The 15,084-nt window shown below is 69.1% G+C and carries 18 protein-coding genes; 6 read left to right on the forward strand and 12 right to left on the reverse strand.

Annotated features, from left to right (window positions below; translation table 11 throughout):
• Positions 1–190: 190 nt before the first annotated feature.
• A complete protein-coding gene (locus VGZ23_18200) occupies positions 191–1,018 on the reverse strand; it encodes a 5'-3' exonuclease H3TH domain-containing protein (protein ID HEV2359527.1) in 828 nt (275 codons plus the stop codon).
• 199 nt (positions 1,019–1,217) lie between these two features.
• Here VGZ23_18200 and VGZ23_18205 point away from each other — a divergent pair, with 199 nt between their 5' ends.
• Positions 1,218–2,177 carry a ring-cleaving dioxygenase gene (locus tag VGZ23_18205; GenBank protein HEV2359528.1) on the forward strand — a complete coding sequence of 320 codons (960 nt, stop codon included), beginning with the start codon at positions 1,218–1,220 and terminating at the stop codon, positions 2,175–2,177.
• Positions 2,178–2,187: 10 nt separating this feature from the next.
• Entirely contained in the window at positions 2,188–3,084 is an 897-nt protein-coding gene (locus tag VGZ23_18210; GenBank protein ID HEV2359529.1) for a DUF5996 family protein, read from the forward strand.
• 85 nt (positions 3,085–3,169) lie between these two features.
• Here VGZ23_18210 and VGZ23_18215 read toward each other — a convergent pair whose 3' ends face one another.
• Together VGZ23_18215 and VGZ23_18220 are read right to left on the reverse strand one after the other, a co-directional pair.
• Positions 3,170–4,108, reverse strand: a complete 939-nt coding sequence (locus VGZ23_18215) for an SMP-30/gluconolactonase/LRE family protein (GenBank protein HEV2359530.1) — start codon at positions 4,106–4,108, stop codon at positions 3,170–3,172.
• Positions 4,109–4,231: 123 nt separating this feature from the next.
• Complete coding sequence (locus VGZ23_18220; GenBank protein HEV2359531.1) at positions 4,232–4,576, reverse strand: hypothetical protein; 345 nt, start codon at positions 4,574–4,576, stop codon at positions 4,232–4,234.
• 208 nt (positions 4,577–4,784) lie between these two features.
• On the opposite strand from VGZ23_18220, the gene VGZ23_18225 reads away from it, so the two are divergent.
• Positions 4,785–5,405 carry a rhomboid family intramembrane serine protease gene (locus VGZ23_18225; protein ID HEV2359532.1) on the forward strand — a complete coding sequence of 207 codons (621 nt, stop codon included), beginning with the start codon at positions 4,785–4,787 and terminating at the stop codon, positions 5,403–5,405.
• Between the two features lie 10 nt (positions 5,406–5,415).
• Here VGZ23_18225 and VGZ23_18230 read toward each other — a convergent pair whose 3' ends face one another.
• Complete coding sequence (locus VGZ23_18230) at positions 5,416–5,742, reverse strand: RidA family protein (protein HEV2359533.1); 327 nt, start codon at positions 5,740–5,742, stop codon at positions 5,416–5,418.
• Positions 5,657–6,370, reverse strand: coding sequence for a response regulator transcription factor (locus VGZ23_18235; protein HEV2359534.1), 714 nt, complete (start codon positions 6,368–6,370; stop codon positions 5,657–5,659). Before VGZ23_18235 ends, VGZ23_18230 begins: the two co-directional genes overlap by 86 nt.
• 273 nt (positions 6,371–6,643) lie before the next feature.
• Between VGZ23_18235 and VGZ23_18240 the strand changes: the two genes are divergently transcribed.
• The gene (locus VGZ23_18240; protein HEV2359535.1) at positions 6,644–6,922 is read left to right on the forward strand and encodes a hypothetical protein; all 279 of its coding nucleotides are present in this window, start codon (positions 6,644–6,646) and stop codon (positions 6,920–6,922) included.
• A 121-nt stretch (positions 6,923–7,043) separates the two neighbouring features.
• Here the strand turns inward: VGZ23_18240 and VGZ23_18245 are convergent, their stop codons facing one another.
• Positions 7,044–7,208, reverse strand: coding sequence for a hypothetical protein (locus VGZ23_18245; GenBank protein ID HEV2359536.1), 165 nt, complete (start codon positions 7,206–7,208; stop codon positions 7,044–7,046).
• A gap of 164 nt (positions 7,209–7,372) precedes the next feature.
• On the opposite strand from VGZ23_18245, the gene VGZ23_18250 reads away from it, so the two are divergent.
• Both VGZ23_18250 and VGZ23_18255 read left to right on the forward strand, forming a co-directional pair.
• Entirely contained in the window at positions 7,373–9,148 is a 1,776-nt protein-coding gene (locus VGZ23_18250) for a protein kinase (GenBank protein ID HEV2359537.1), read from the forward strand.
• A gap of 36 nt (positions 9,149–9,184) precedes the next feature.
• Positions 9,185–10,291 carry an FAD-dependent oxidoreductase gene (locus tag VGZ23_18255; protein HEV2359538.1) on the forward strand — a complete coding sequence of 369 codons (1,107 nt, stop codon included), beginning with the start codon at positions 9,185–9,187 and terminating at the stop codon, positions 10,289–10,291.
• A 70-nt stretch (positions 10,292–10,361) separates the two neighbouring features.
• Here VGZ23_18255 and VGZ23_18260 read toward each other — a convergent pair whose 3' ends face one another.
• The 6 genes from VGZ23_18260 to VGZ23_18285 all read right to left on the reverse strand — a co-directional run bounded on the left by VGZ23_18260 (position 10,362) and on the right by VGZ23_18285 (position 15,041).
• On the reverse strand, positions 10,362–10,733 hold the full coding sequence (locus VGZ23_18260) for a hypothetical protein (protein ID HEV2359539.1): 372 nt from the start codon (positions 10,731–10,733) through the stop codon (positions 10,362–10,364).
• Between the two features lie 50 nt (positions 10,734–10,783).
• Positions 10,784–11,023 carry a hypothetical protein gene (locus tag VGZ23_18265; protein HEV2359540.1) on the reverse strand — a complete coding sequence of 80 codons (240 nt, stop codon included), beginning with the start codon at positions 11,021–11,023 and terminating at the stop codon, positions 10,784–10,786.
• Between the two features lie 21 nt (positions 11,024–11,044).
• The gene (locus VGZ23_18270; GenBank protein HEV2359541.1) at positions 11,045–11,428 is read right to left on the reverse strand and encodes an STAS domain-containing protein; all 384 of its coding nucleotides are present in this window, start codon (positions 11,426–11,428) and stop codon (positions 11,045–11,047) included.
• 257 nt (positions 11,429–11,685) lie between these two features.
• On the reverse strand, positions 11,686–12,273 hold the full coding sequence (locus VGZ23_18275; GenBank protein HEV2359542.1) for a YbhB/YbcL family Raf kinase inhibitor-like protein: 588 nt from the start codon (positions 12,271–12,273) through the stop codon (positions 11,686–11,688).
• Positions 12,274–12,323: 50 nt separating this feature from the next.
• Positions 12,324–14,333, reverse strand: a complete 2,010-nt coding sequence (locus tag VGZ23_18280) for an acetoacetate--CoA ligase (protein HEV2359543.1) — start codon at positions 14,331–14,333, stop codon at positions 12,324–12,326.
• Positions 14,334–14,381: 48 nt separating this feature from the next.
• Entirely contained in the window at positions 14,382–15,041 is a 660-nt protein-coding gene (locus VGZ23_18285; protein ID HEV2359544.1) for a response regulator transcription factor, read from the reverse strand.
• Between the last annotated feature and the right edge of the window lie 43 nt (positions 15,042–15,084).

The raw sequence follows: 15,084 nt of genomic DNA on the forward strand, positions 1-15,084 counted from the left end.
GAAATCAATCGAGATCGGCGCGTTGTCCTTGGTGATGCAGGTCTGCGCGGGGATCTCGAGGAACGCCTCCCGGAGGTCTACCCACACCGCCTTGTCGATGATCGGGATCATCCTATGGTGCTCCCTTCCCGCCGCGCAGTCCCTTCGCCTTCACCGGACCGGCGCCCCCCCCCGCAGCTCCGCGGGGGATTCATTTAGCAAGTGCCTTGAGGCTCCGCTCCAGGAGGCGGGCGTCTCCGAGACGTTTTGAACACGCCGCAAATGCCTCGGTAGGGCCGCGCCACCGCAGTTCGTCCACGTCGCGGAAGAGGCGCGCGTCGGTCCTGAGCGTCGCCAGATCCTTAAACAGGAGCGCCGCCTCGCGCCGTTCCTCGCTCAACGCGGCAGGCGGGAAGTTCTCGATGACGCCGTATCGGTTCACCAACCGTGCCGCCTTAACCGGACCGATTCCCGGAATGCCCGGATATCCGTCCGCCGAGTCGCCGACCAGCGCGAGGAAGTCGGGAATCAGGACGGGTGCCACCCCGAACTTGGCGCGAACCCCCTCCGCGTCGAGGATTTTGTGGTTCTTCCGGTCAACCTGCACCACCCGGGCGCCCCGGACGCACTGCGCCAGGTCCTTGTCGGGCGTCCAGATGCAGACTCTCTCCACCTCCTCATTGCCGGACGCGATCTGCGCCGCGGAGGCAAGTCCATCATCGGCCTCGAGATCGGTCATCGGCCAGACGGCGACCCCCATCGCCCTGAGCGCGTCTTCCAGCGGGCGAAATTGGGCCAGGAGCGCGGGCTCGATGCCTTCCCCGGTCTTGTATCCGGACCACAGATCGTTGCGAAAGGATTCGATGACGTGATCGGTCGCCACGCCGACGTGAGTCGCTCCCGTCTCGATCATCTGCAATATCGAGTGCAACACGCCGTTGACGGCGCCAAATGGCGAATCCTCGCCCGTGTTGAAGCGGCGCAGGCCGTAGAAGTGACGGAACAGCTCGTATGTGCCGTCCAAGAGATGAACAATCATCGGTGCGTTCGTGCCGGATATCCGCAAACGCCTTCACCGTCTCCTTCCGCCACCAATGATGCCGCAGCGCATTGAAGGACTGCGGCCACCGGCTGTTGGAAGAGCAGCCGTCTGATTGGTGGGAGGGTCAAGCGGGGCGACCGACGCCGCCGCCGAACGATACGGGAGGACGGCGGACGCGCAACGCGGAGAGGTCGTCATGAGACCAGGCGAGATCGGGGGCATTCATCACATTACGGCGATTGCCGGCGACCCCCAAGGCAACGTAGATTTTTATGCGGGGATCCTGGGCCTGCGCCTCGTCAAGCAGACGGTCAACTACGACGATCCCGGGACGTACCACCTGTACTTTGGGGACCAGGTCGGGCGTCCGGGGACGATCCTCACGTTTTTCCCCTGGCCGGGCGCCCCCCGAGGACGCCACGGCGTGGGGCAGGCGACCATCGTCTCATTTGCCGTTCCTCCGCACTCCCTGGGATTTTGGGAGGCGCGCCTCAGGACTCGCGAGATAGGGGTCGAGAGACGGGAGTCCCCCTTCGATGAACCCCTGCTCGAATTCTCGGACCCCGACGGGCTCCAACTTGAACTCGTCGCGGATTCCCGGCCCGATCCCGGACGTGCGTGGGCCGCGCCGTCCGTCCCGGTCTCGCAGGCAATCCGAGGGTTCCACAGCGTCGCCCTGCTCGAGCGGGGGTACGATGACACCGAAGCGCTGTTGACCGAGGTCATGGGCTTCCGTCTTGCGCAGACGGTGGGGCACCGCCGCCGGTACGTCGTGGGTGACGGGGGCCTCGCCACCTGGGTGGACGTCGTCGGTGGGCCGGACGCCCCGCCCGGGCACGTGGCGGTCGGCACGGTGCACCACGTGGCCTGGCGGACGCCGGACGAGGCGGCTCAGCAGGGGTGGCGGCGGAGGCTCATCGAGGAGGGGCTCAGCGTGACGCCGGTGAGAGACCGTCAGTACTTCCGGTCGATCTACTTTCGCGAACCGGGCGGCGTGCTGTTCGAGATCGCGACCGAAGGGCCCGGTTTTGCCGTCGACGAGCCGCCGGACGCGTTGGGCGCGCAGCTGACGTTGCCGCCGTGGCTGGAACCTCAACGCGGGGTTCTCACCGCCCGGCTGCCCGAGCTGCACGTGCCGCGGCCCGGTCCGCGGTAGGAGGTTCGAGATGCGTGACACGGAGGCGTGGCCCGCGTTGCCGCTCGAAGCGTGGCGGGAGACGCGCGATACGCTGCACATGTGGACGCAGATCGTCGGCAAGATCCGGCTCAAACTCACGCCGCACGTGAATCATTGGTGGGAGGTTCCGTTCTACCTGACATCGCGCGGTCTGACCACCACGCCGATTCCGTACGGCGACGGTACGTTTGACGCGGCGTTCGATTTCATTGATCACGTCCTGGCGCTCCAGACGAGCAGCGGACGGACCGAGACGATCGCCCTCCGGCCTCGATCGGTCGCCGACTTCTATCACGATGTCATTGGGACGCTCCAGCGGCTCGCGATCGACGTCAGAATCTGGACGAAGCCGTCGGAATACCCGAACCCGATCCGCTTCGAGGAGGACCGCCGGCACGCGTCGTATGATGCGGCCTACGCGCATCGATTCTGGCGCATTCTGCTGCGGGCCGACACCATCCTCAAGGAGTTCCGGGGGCGCTTTATCGGCAAGGCGAGCCCGGTGCACTTCTTCTGGGGCGGCTTCGATCTGGCCGTGACGCGATTTTCGGGGCGCCGCGCGCCGCCCATCGAGGGTGCCGACTCCATGACCCGCGAAGGGTACTCCCACGAGGTGAGCAGCTGCGGCTTCTGGACCGGGAGCGGCGGTATCATTGATGCCGCGTTTTACTCGTACGCGGCGCCGGAGCCGCCCGGGTTCAAGGAGGCCCGCATCCGTCCGGCGGCGGCATCCTACAGCGCAGAGTTCTCCAACTTCGTCCTGATGTACGAGGACGTGCGATCCGCGGCGGATCCGCGGGCAACCGTGCTCGAGTTCCTTCAGAGCACGTACGAGGCCGCGGCGACGCTCGGACAATGGGACCGCGCCAACCTAGAATTTCCGTAGGGCCGCGTGCCCCCTGAATTTGTGCACCGCTTTGTGCGCGGACAACGGGCCGGCGGTCCGGTGCGGCGCGCGCGCGCGACGCGGGTCAGACACCCGGCGCCCCCTGCGTGTTTACGTACAGCGAATAGAGCGACGTGCTGGCCGCCATGAACAGCCGGTTCCGCCGCAGCCCGCCGAAGCAGAGATTCGCGCAGCGTTCGGGGAGCGCGATGTGGCCGATGGGCTCGCCGGCCGGGGAGAAGATGCGGACGCCGTCCAGTTCGGGCTCGCCCATCCCCCACCCGCACCAGAGATTGCCGTCAACGTCGCAGCGGAAGCCGTCCGGTGTGCCCGGGCCGGCGTCGATCAGCACGCGGCCGTTGGCGAGCTTGGTGCCGTCCGCCACGACGTCGAAGGCTCGAATCTTGCGCGGCGAGGCGCGAGATTCGACGACGTAGAGCCTCGTCTCGTCGGGTGAAAAGGCCAAACCGTTCGGGCCGTTGATGTCGCCGGCCACCACGGTGGCCCGCCCCGTCGTGCCGTCGACGCGGTAGACGTTCGCCGGCAGCTCCTGCGGTGCCGGGTGCCCCTCATAGTAGCCGAGAATGCCGAACGGCGGATCGGTGAACCAGACCGAGCCGTCCGACTTTACCACGACATCGTTCGGCGAGTTGAGCGGTTTCCCATCGAACCGGTCGAGCAGTACCGTGATCGTCCCGTCGTACTCGGTGCGGGTCACGCGCCGGGCGTCGTGCTCGCAGGTGATCAAACGGCCCTGACGGTCGCGCGTGTTGCCGTTGGCGTTGTTGGACGGCCGGCGGAAGACCCCGACCGCGCCGGTTTCGTCCTCCCATTTCAAGATGCGGTTGTTCGGGATGTCGCTCCACAGCAGGAACCGTCCGTCGCCGAACCACACCGGTCCCTCCGCCCAGCGGCACCCGGTGGCCAGACGTTCGACCGCGGCCTGCGCGAGCCGATACTTGGCGAAGCCCGGATGCAGCACCCGCACCGCGGGATCGGGGTACCGGTGGCTCGGCTCCCACATGCTCCTAACGCCCGTTTACGCCGTGGTACCGCGCCTGACCGTCTGTCGTGCTCCACCTCCATTGACGCGGGTGCGATGGTTCCGGGGTTCACCTGCCAGTATAATCCAGGCGCACGGGCGACGTTACGGGGGGCCGATCACCAGGCCGGGCACGGTCGTCGACTCCATGAATCGTCGCTCCGACAGGGACTCTTGCTTCCGAGTGGGCACCGCTTTGGGATTCGGGAAGAAGAGCGTGATGCTGTGCAGATTGACGGCGACGAAGCCGGCGACGATGAGCCCGGCGTCCCCCTCCAGCTTCGTGATTCTGGCGTCGGTCAGCGGGATGAACGCCGTTTCCCGCGCGTTGAGATCGTCCAGGAGCCGGACGCCGCTGTCGAAGCTGTGGTAAAGTCCTTCGATCCTATGCGTCGCGGTATAGATGACGACCGGGAGGGCACCCTTCTTGACCTTGAGGGGTGACGTCACGATTTGCACCTCCGGTCTGCGAACTCCGGCGCTCGCCCGTCAGGAACGCGGAATCCGCTAACATGCACGAATCTCTTACACGTCTTGCCACAGCCGTAGACCCGGCGGCCGCGGGAGGGGGCGGAGCCCCCGGATCGAATCGTGTCGGACATGTCCGTGCGGCCCTGGGGGAGCCATGATTCCATTAGGTGACGTATCCCGGCGCCCGGTGCACTTTCCCGCCGTCACCCTGGCCATCATTATCGCGAACGCCTTTGTGTTCGCGCTCGAGTTGGCGGGCGGTGACGCGTTCGTGACGAGGTGGTCGCTGGTCCCCGCGGATATCGCCGGCGGCCGCCACTGGATCACCATTCTGACGGCGATGTTCCTGCACGGAAGTTGGGCGCATATTCTGGGGAACATGCTGTTCCTGTGGGTGTTTGGCCCGGAAATCGAGGACGCGATGAACCCGGGCCGGTATCTGACGTTCTACTTGGTCGGCGGGGCCGCGGCGATGCTGGCCCAGGTGGCGGTCAGCCCCGGATCGACGACGCCGACGCTGGGTGCGAGCGGCGCGATCGCCGCGGTGATGGGGGCGTTTCTCACCACCTATCCGCGCGATCGGATCCGCACCGTGCTCTTCATCGGTTTCTTTTTCACGGTCACCTTCATCCCCGCGTTCCTGTTGATCGGCTTGTGGTTTCTCATTCAACTCGTGAGTTTCGGCGCGGTCACCAACATGCAGACCGGCGGGGTGGCGTACGCCGCGCACGTCGGCGGCATAATTTTCGGGCTGGCGACGGCGCGCCTCTTCGAGGACCCGCGCCGGCTCGAGGAGCAGATGGAGTAGCGCGGATCGGTCACCCGCGCGGCACCGCCGCGACGATTTCGATTTCCAGCCGCGCCAGGGGCGTCACGAGATGGCTCACGCCCAAGGTGGTGCTGGCGGGTTTGTGCTCGCCGAGATAGCCGCGCTGGACCTCGTTCAGTTCGTCCTGATCGCGCATGTCGGTCAGGTAACGCGTGATGCGGATCACGTGGCCCCAGCCGATGCCCGCCGCGTCGAGCGACATCTTGATGTTGTCGAACGTCCGGCGCGTCCTACAGGAGCCCTCGTCGGACGGCGAACGCGGCGGCGTGCGCCCGATTGCGCAGGCGGAATGTGCCGTAGACGGCCCGCAGGCAATTCTTCACCCGCGATTCCGAGAGGCCGAGCTTGGCGGCGATCTCTTTGTCGCTCAGGCCGCGCGCGACCTCGATCAGGATCTCGGTCGCGCGCGGCGTCAGCCGGCGGGGCCGGCGTGATCCGATCCCGGAGACCGCCGCGCCCTCCTGGGAGAGACTCTCAACCATCTGTCTGGCGAGCACGGGGTTGATCATGGTCGCGCCGCGGTGGACGGCGCGGATGGCGTTGCAGAGGTTGGCGGGTGAAATGTCTTTGAGCACGTATCCAACGGCGCCCGCTTCCGCGGCCTCGCGGAACCGCTCCTGATCGGACTGTAGGGTCAGGACGAGGACCGCCGTGGCGGGACGGCGGGCCTTGATGGCGCGGATGGCCTCGACGCCGCCCGCGCCCGGCGCGGCGACGTCCATGAGCACCACATCCGGCCGGGTCGCGGCGACCTCCTCGACGGCGGGACCGCCGCCGTCCGCCTCACCGACGACCTCGAGGTCCCCCTCCGACGACAGCAGTACCCTGAGGCCGTGCCGCATAAGGCTGTAAGGATCGAGGAGAAAGACCCGGATCGGCGCCGAACGGGGCACCGCCCTCAGGCGGGGCGTGAGTGCGTGCACTCCGGGTCTCGCCGATTCCATCGATCCGCCCCTCAGTTTTGAGGCTACGTCGAGCGGAAGCCCTGGGGAGCCGGCAGCGCCCTACGGCTTGATGTGCCCATTCGCGAACGGGCGCAGACGCGCCGCGATGATTACTCAAACGAATAGCTTCCCGCACGCGAACGTGCCCCCACGCGCGCCCGGACGAACACAGGGCGCAGGGGCTCCCGATTCCAAGTAGATGACGGGTCCACGGCGCGGCAATCGCCGAATCGACGCTCCGCGACCGCGCTCACGATGATGGAGGGGACGACGGTGAAACTGGACTACGATCGGGTCCTCAGCGAATTCCGGGCGGCCTACGCCGCGCTGCGGCGGGCCGCCGATCAGAATGCGGGCGGGTCGCTGCCCTATGTTGCCGTGCTGGAGCGCCCGGATCTCAGAACGCGGCGGGGTGCCGGCGTGTGGCTGTCGCGGTGCGCGGCGCCCGCCGCCTCCGTGGAGTTCGCGCGGATGCGGGCGGCGTGGGAGATGCTGCCGGCCGCCGCGCGGACGAAGGCCCATCTCATTCTCGGCGTCCAGCGGGCGCGATAGCGTCTGCGACCGGGACGGGCGACAAACGCACGAGGGGCGCGGCCAAAGGCCGCGCCCCTCGTGCGTTTGGTCAATCGTGGATCCGACGAATGCGTTGTGGCGGTGGACCTGCGCGGCCGGGTTACCTAGCCACTCGTGCCAGGATCCAGAGGGCCAGCCCGATCGACGACGCCCCGAGGAGGGGCGTGAGGACCGCCGAAAACCCCGAGTCGGGCACGACGAGATCGGCCGCGAGACCGACCAGAATTGCGGCGCCGACAGCGAGCGTCGACTCTCCGTTGGCCATGCGCATATTGTCATTATGCCCACCGGGGTGCGCGTTACACGGCCTTCACCGTTAGGGGAAAACGCTTGGGAGGATCCCATGATCGATCTGCGTCCGCCATGACCACGGGCCGTCACGACGCGACGGCGGCGCCTCCCGGCGTCCGAGGCTCGGAGGCCGGGTCGGTGGAGCCACGGGTGCTTGCCGGCCGGTTCGAACTGCGCGAGCCTCTCGGAAGCGGCGGGATGGCGGCGGTCTACCGCGGCTGGGACCGGAAGCGCAACCGTATGTGCGCGGTGAAGGTGCTCGCCGACCACCTCTCACGCGACGAGGATTTCCGCCGGCGGTTCCGTCAGGAGGCGGAGGCCGCGAGCACGCTCTCACATCCCCGCACCGTCCAAGTATTCGCGCACGGCGACGAGGGGTCGACCCAGTACATCGCGATGGAATACGTTGGAGGGGGGACGCTCCGCGACTGGCTCCGCCGCGAGGAGCGGCTGCCGGAAGCGAGGGCGCTGCGGCTTGCCGCCGAAGTCGCCGACGCGCTGGCCTATGCGCACACGCGGGGCATCGTCCACCGGGACGTCAAGCCGCATAACGTCCTGCTCACACCGGACGGCCACGTGAAGGTGGCCGATTTCGGCATCGCCCGGACCCTCGATGCCACGTCGCACACGCGCACCGGAACGGTGCTCGGCTCCATGCAGTACATTTCACCGGAGCAGGCGCGGGGGGATCAGGCCGGACCGGCATCGGACCTGTATTCGCTCGGGGTCGTCCTGTACGAGGCCCTGGCGGGGCGGTTGCCATTCGAGGACGGCGAAACGCCGGTGGCGATGGCCCTCAAGCACCTCAACGAGCCGCCCTTCGACCTGCAGTGGATTCGGCCGGACCTCTCGCCGGCGACGGTGGCCCTTGTCCGCCGCCTCCTGGCCAAGTCTCCCCGGGATCGCTATCCCAGCGCGGCCGATCTCGCGGCGGACCTGCGGCGCACTGCCGCTCGTCTCGGTCCCGCGACGGACATTACGCCAGTGCCGCCTTTCGGCCAGGCGCGCGGCGCGCGCCCGGGGGGTGCCGGCCGGGAGAACGGCCGGTCCGGTGACACGGTGCGTCTGGCGGGCGCCGCCGAGGCATCACGGCCGCTCCGCGACACGGCCGTACGCAGGCCGCTCCTGTCGCCGAAGTATGGCCGTCGAACGCTCGTCCCGCAACTGGCGGTCGCGGCGGTCGTGGTGGCCGGACTCGCCTTCTTGGGCGCGGCGGCGTATCGTGGCTACCGGTCGGCGGAGCAACTCGGGGCGCCGTCGCTGGTCGGACAAACGCTCGACGGGGCGCGCCGCATCGCGGTCCTGCAGCACGTGACCGTTGCGGTCGAGGCCGGACGCCAGGATCCCCGGCTTGCCCCGGGCCTCATCGCCGCTCAGGATCCTCCGGCTGGGCAGGAGATAGGTAAGGATGCGACGATCCGGGTGGTCGTAAGCGAAGGATCGGGTGTCGTGCCCGATCTGCGCGGCATGCCGGTCTCGGAGGCCCGCGATCAACTCGCCGCCGTCGGGCTTAGGCTCGACAGCATGCGCTATGCCTACGACGACAAGGTACCCGCCGGGATGATCGCATCCCAATCGGCCAACCCGTCGACGCACCTCGGCGCGAGGACCCGAATCGACGTCATCGTCAGCCAGGGACCAAACCAGGCCAAGTCGACGCCGCCGGTACTACCGGTATCCCCCACACCGGCCCAGGGCGCGCCTGCGTCCAGCCCCGTCGTGCCGAACGTCACGGGGGTGTCGCTGGATGAGGCGCAGTCCCAGCTGCGCGCCGCGGGGCTTCGACTCGGGCAGGTGAGCTACACGTACGACGACCACACCCCGGCCGGCATCGTCGTGCACCAGGCCCAGGCCGCGGCCAATGCCGCGGTGGATCTCGTCGTCAGCGAAGGAGCGCCCGCGTCCGTGCCGTAGGGGCCCGTCCGCCGCACCGCGAATACCGCGGTTGGGATGCGAGCCCTCGTTATCGGCGCCGGCGTGATCGGCGCGTCGGTGGCCTACCGGCTGGCCCGCGGCGGGGCCGACGTCACGGTGGTGGATCGCGGCGCTCCGGGCGGCGGCACGTCGGCGGCCAGTTTCGCCTGGACGAACGCCAACAACAAGACGCCCCGCGCGTATCATGAGTTGAACGTCGAAGGGATGCGCGCGCACGCGGCGCTCCGGGCGGAATTCGGGGCGGCGCCGTGGTGGCACGGCGGGGGAAACGTGCTGTGGGCCGCCGGCGACGACGGGCGCGCCCGTGTATCGCAGCGCATCGAGCGGCTTCGTGCGTGGGACTACGCCGCCTTGGAGCTCGCGCCCGCGCGGCTGCACGAACTGGAGCCCGATATTCCGGTCGACGCGATTCGCGACGCCGTGATCGCCCATTTTCCCGACGAGGGCTGGATCGACACGACGGTTTACGTGCACGCGTTGCTCGAAGCCGCCCGCGGGCTCGGTGCGCGCGTCCATCCCGGGACCACGGTGCGGGAGCTCCGCCGGACCGGGAACCGGGTGGCGGGCGTGCAGACCGACCCCGGTGCGACGTACGAGGCGGACGTGGTGGTCAACTGCGCGGGCCGCTGGGCCGATGCGGTCGCCGGCCCGGCGGCGCTTCCGGTTCCGCTCGCGCCAAACCGGAGCGTTCTCGCGATCACCCCGCCCGCGCTGACGCGGCTCGCGCGGGTCGTCCACGCGCCGGACTGCCAGCTGCGCCCCGACGGCGGTGGGCGCGTGATGGTCCAGGCCGACGACATCGACGCGGCGGTCACCGCGGCCGCCGCGGACGAGCCGCCGGCGGATCTCGCGGACGAGCTGGTCCGGCGCGCCGCGCGCCTCCTGCCGGGACTCGCGGGGGTCGGGCATGAGCACGCGCGCCTCGGCATCCGCGCGATGCCGGCCGATGGGCACTCGGTGGTTGGACCGCACGCCGGGGTGTCCGGTTACTATGTGGTGGTCACGCACAGCGGCGTGACGCTCGCGCCGTTCCTCGGCATCGTCGCGGCGAACGAGATGCTCGGCGGCCGGCCCGACCCGCGGCTCGCCCCGTTCCGTCCCGACCGGTTCGCCCGCGCCTAAGGCGCAGCCTAGGCGTGCCTTCTACGTTCGGGGCGGGAGCGCCTTCGGGAGCGTCTCTACGCGAGCGCCGTCAGCGGACGGTGACGAAGAGGCGCGCGGCCGCGGCGCGCCCGGCGCCCTGACACGACACGGTGACGGGGTAGGCGCCCGGTTTCGCGATGACGGGAACCTTCACGCTGAAGGTCACCAGGCCCGCGAGGTCGGCCGTTTGCGGAGGCAGGGAGGCGATCGTGCGGCCCGGATCGGTCTGCGACTGAACCGAGGCGCCGCACTGCGCGTGGGGCATCGTGCGAACCACGAGGTGGCCCTCGGTGCCGCGTACGACGGGCGTCGTCACCGACACGACGTTTACGGCCAAGGCCGCGGCCGCCGGCGTCCCGGCGAGCGCGATCAGCGCCAGAACAGCGAGGGAGCGGGTAATCGTGAGAGGTATGCCCGTCATCCTATCACGATTCTCCCCGCTCCCGGGCCTCGCCTAAACCGGGCGGCGCGCTACGACTTGGACAGCTTCCCCCACGCGGTGTACCCCTGCACCTGCAGGATCCAGCTCTTGTCGCGTAGATCCGAGGGGAGCAGGTCGTGCGCAGCCTGAAGCTCCTGAAACTTTGCTTCCAGCATATTCTGAATTTGCGGCTTGCTTTCCGCGTCCATATACGCTCGATCGAGCACGCGAAGCTGGCGGTGGATCCGCAAAATCGACGGAATGACGGCGGTTGGGGCTGTGACGCTCATGACATGCCTCCTTGGGGAACCTTACTCGGATGGGTGCGCCCGCGCAGAATCTCCGGTGGGGTCTGCGGTCTCGGGCCTGGCCTCGGCGATTGCGTCAGCAAGAGTTTCGTGCACAGGGATGACGGTGTCGAACCGCAGGCGGCGGAACAGGGACCGCAGTGGGGCGGTGGAGGACATCACGAGCCGCAGTTGACGGTGCCGCGCGCGCAGATCTTCGGCGAGGTCGTAAAGCAGCCGGATCGCGGCGCTGTTCAGATACGTGACGCCGCTCACATCGATGGCGAGCAACTGCCCCGCCCCCGCACCTGCCGCGGCGGCGCGCAACTCCCGCTCGACCTCGGGCAGGCTGAGGAGGTCGAGGTCGCCCTCGACCCGCGCCACCGTCGCGCGGGCCGGCGTGTCCACCGTGACCCTGGTCTGTGATCGCATCGTCGTTTGAAGTGAGCGTGCGGTCCGACGCGGTCCGGCCGGTCCCGTACGCACACCGGCTATAACTCGCCGCCGGTCGCCCCGTATTTACCGCTACTACCACTGTCGTAAACGTCCGTGCGGGGCGCAGCCTTCCCGGCGTCCGGGGCGGAAGCGGGTGGCTCTATCGGAAGTTTAGGGGATCGCGGTCACGGCCGGCCGGCGAAGAAGCGTCCGGTCGATACGAATGCGCGTCAGTGGCCGTACCGGCCGGTAATCGTCCCCGTTGCCAGCGTCACGGTCCGCATCATGAACCGGAGCGCGGCGCCCGTGGTCGTTGGGCCGCCGTCGATCTTTGACGAGAGCGCATAGACCGTGAAATTGTAGTGGTGCGGCCTGTCGCCGGCGGGCGGGCAGGGGCCGCCGTAGTGGCTGAACCCGAAGTCGGTCAAACCGAGAACGGCGCCCGCGGGAAGATCGGGGGACTGTTGCGCCCCGGCGCCTGCCTTGAGGGCATGCACCGTCGGGGGAATGTTGAAGACCACCCAATGGTACCAGCCCGTCCCGGTGGGGGCGTCCGGGTCGTGGGCGATCACGGCAAACGATGCCGTCCCGGCGGGTTCGCCGCTCCAGGCGAGGTGCGGGGAGCGGTTGCCCCCGGTACACCCGAACGCGTTGAACACGGTCGACAACGGCAGCGTCCCACCCTTGGCGAAGGTGTTGCTCCGGACGCTCAGGCTCGCCATCGCGGCCTGGCCCGCGGGCGGCAGCGTGAGCGGCGCGATCACAAGTGCACTCGACATCGCGATCCAAAGAAGCCTGCCGGAGATGAGACGACGCATCGCTTCTCCTCCTCCCTCGTCCCGCCGGCGTCCGTGCCGTCCGGGGGCGACTACCGGCCGGGCGGGTGCGCCGCCCGGTCCGCGGCGAGGCGCACGAACGTGTCGAACGCCGCGGGGTTGGCCAACGCGCCGCGGCTGGCCGCCCGGTCCGGGGCGGCGCCGCCGAGGATGCGCTTGACCGGAACTTCGAGTTTCTTGCCGTTGAGGGTGCGCGGAATTTCCGGGACCTGCTCGATCTCGTCGGGCACGTGCCGTGGGGAGAGCTGTGTCCGGAGCCGCTCGCGGATCGTCGCGCGGAGCGGATCATCGAGCGTCGCGCCCTCGCGGAGGACCACGAAGAGCAGCAGGCGCCCCTCGCGCCCCAGCTCGCCCGTGTCGATGACGAGACTGTCGAGCACCTCCGGCAGCTCCTCGACGACGCGGTAGAATTCGCTCGTACCCATCCGCACGCCGGCGCGGTTCAGCGTGGAATCGGAGCGGCCGTAGATGACGCAACTGCCCCGCGGCGTGATCTTGATCCAATCGCCGTGCCGCCACACGCCGGGGAACCGCTCGAAGTAGCTTTCGCGATAGCGGGCGCCGTCGGAATCCTTCCAAAAGCCGACCGGCATCGACGGCAACGGCTCCGTCACTACCAGTTCGCCCACCTCGTTGATCACGGGCCCCCCGTTTTCGTCCCAGGCCTCGACCTTGGCCCCGAGCCCGCGGCACTGGATCTCGCCGGCGCGCACGGGGAGCAGGGGACACGACAGCACGAACGCGGTCGCGACGTCCGTGCCGCCGCTGATCGATCCCAGGAGCAACGCCGGGTTCACGTGCTCGTACACCCACCCGAAGCCCTCCGGGGTCAGGGGCGCGCCGGTCGAGCCCAAGCCGCGAAGGCGCGACAGATCGAAGGTCCGTCCGGGGTCGAGCCCCGCCTTCATGCACGACAGCACGAAGGGCGCGCTCGTGCCGAAGTACGTCATGCCGGTATCCGCGGCCAGCCGCCACAGCGCGCCGAGGTCCGGATACGCCGGACTCCCGTCGTAGAGGATGGCCGTCGCCCCGACGAGGAGGGCCGAGACGACGACGTTCCACATCATCCACCCGGTCGTCGAGAACCAGAAGAAGCGGTCGTCCGGCCCGACATCGAGGTGAAGCGCGAGGAGCTTCAGGTGCTCGAGCAGGATGCCGCCGTGCCCGTGGACGATCGCCTTCGGCAATCCGGTCGTCCCCGACGAGTAGACAATCCACAGCGGGTGGTCGAACGGCACCGGCTCCGGGGCCAAAGCGTCGTCCGCGGGCGCCCCGGCCATCGCGGTCTCCCACAGACGCGCTCCGCGGAGGTTGGCGAGATCGGGAGCGTCGCCCAGGTAGGGCAGGACGACCACGGCCTCCACCGTCGGCAGCGCCGCGGCGATCTCGCGCACCGCGTCCATGCGGCCGTAGGCGCGTCCGGCGTACCGGTAGCCGTCGACCGCCAGCAGCACGCGCGGCTCGATCTGGCGAAACCGATCGATGACGCTGCGCGTGCCGAACTCCGGCGGGCAACTCGACCAGATCGCGCCGCACGCGGCCGTCGCGAGAAACGCCACGGCCGCTTCAGGGGCGTTGGGCAGGTAGGCCGCGACGCGGTCTCCCCGCCGCACGCCGAGATGGCGGAGGGCCGAGGCCGCGCGCGCGGTCTCGCGGCGCACGTCCTCGAAGGTCAGGGTGCGCGGGGGGCGCGTCTCCGAGTAGGCGATCAGGGCCGGGCCGCCGTCGCCGCGCCGGAGGGCGTGCTCGGCGAAGTTGAGGAGCGCCCCGGGAAACCAGCGCGCACCGGCGACGCGCCGCTCGGGCAGAACCGCGGCGGCGGGCCGCGCCCCCGCGACGTCAAAGAACTCCCAGATCGACGACCAGAAGGCCGCGAGATCCGTCACGCTCCAGTGCCAGAGGGCGTCGTAGGAGTCGAACGAGAGCCCGCGGGACCGGCGCAACCACTCGAGATAGCGCGTGATCGCCGCCCGGGCGCGCACCTCGGGGGTCGGCTCCCACAGCAGGGTGCCTTCGACGACGGACGCGGCGGGACGGCGCATCGCGGTGGAAGATTCGACCCGGCGTCCGTTCCCGCCTCTGCCCGGCGGCTACGGCTCGATGAGGCCCTTGCGGATCGCGTAGCGGACGAGCTGCGTGCGATCGTGGAGCTTCAGCTTCTCGAGGATGTGCGCCCGGTGGGTTTGGACCGTCTTGACGCTGATGAACAGCTGCCGGCCGATCTCCTGGTTGGTCGCGCCGTGGGCGATCAGCGCCAGAATCTCCTTCTCGCGCACGGTCAGCCCGTCGTAGGTCTCACGATTTTCGCCGCGCTCGACGCCCGTCAGATAGTCGGCCGCGACCGCGTTCGCGGTCTGCGGATACAGAAACGCTTCCCCCCGCGCCGCGCCGCGGATCGCGTCGATCAACACCGGCGCGGCCTCGTGCTTGAGGACGCACCCGGACGAGCCGGCTTTGATCAGCTGAAAGACGTAGGTGTCGTCGGCGTGCATCGTGAGCGCGATGGTGTGCGTCTCGGGTACCGCCTCGCGAATCTGCCGCGTCGCTTCGATGCCGTCGAGCCGGGGCATGCTGATGTCGAGCACCGCGACGGTCGGGCGCAGCTCGCGCGCCAGCGTCACCGCCTCGGCCCCGTCCGACGCTTCGGCCACGACGTGTATGTCCGGCTCCCCGGCCAGGATGCGTTTCACTCCTTCCCGGACGATGGCGTGATCGTCGGCAAGCAGCACGCGGATCGGCGACTCGCTCACGCCGTGCGCCCCCGGCGGACCGCGGCGGCGGGAAACTCGGCCA

This window comes from bacterium, assembly GCA_035945995.1.
Taxonomy (GTDB): Bacteria; Sysuimicrobiota; Sysuimicrobiia; order Sysuimicrobiales; family Segetimicrobiaceae; genus DASSJF01.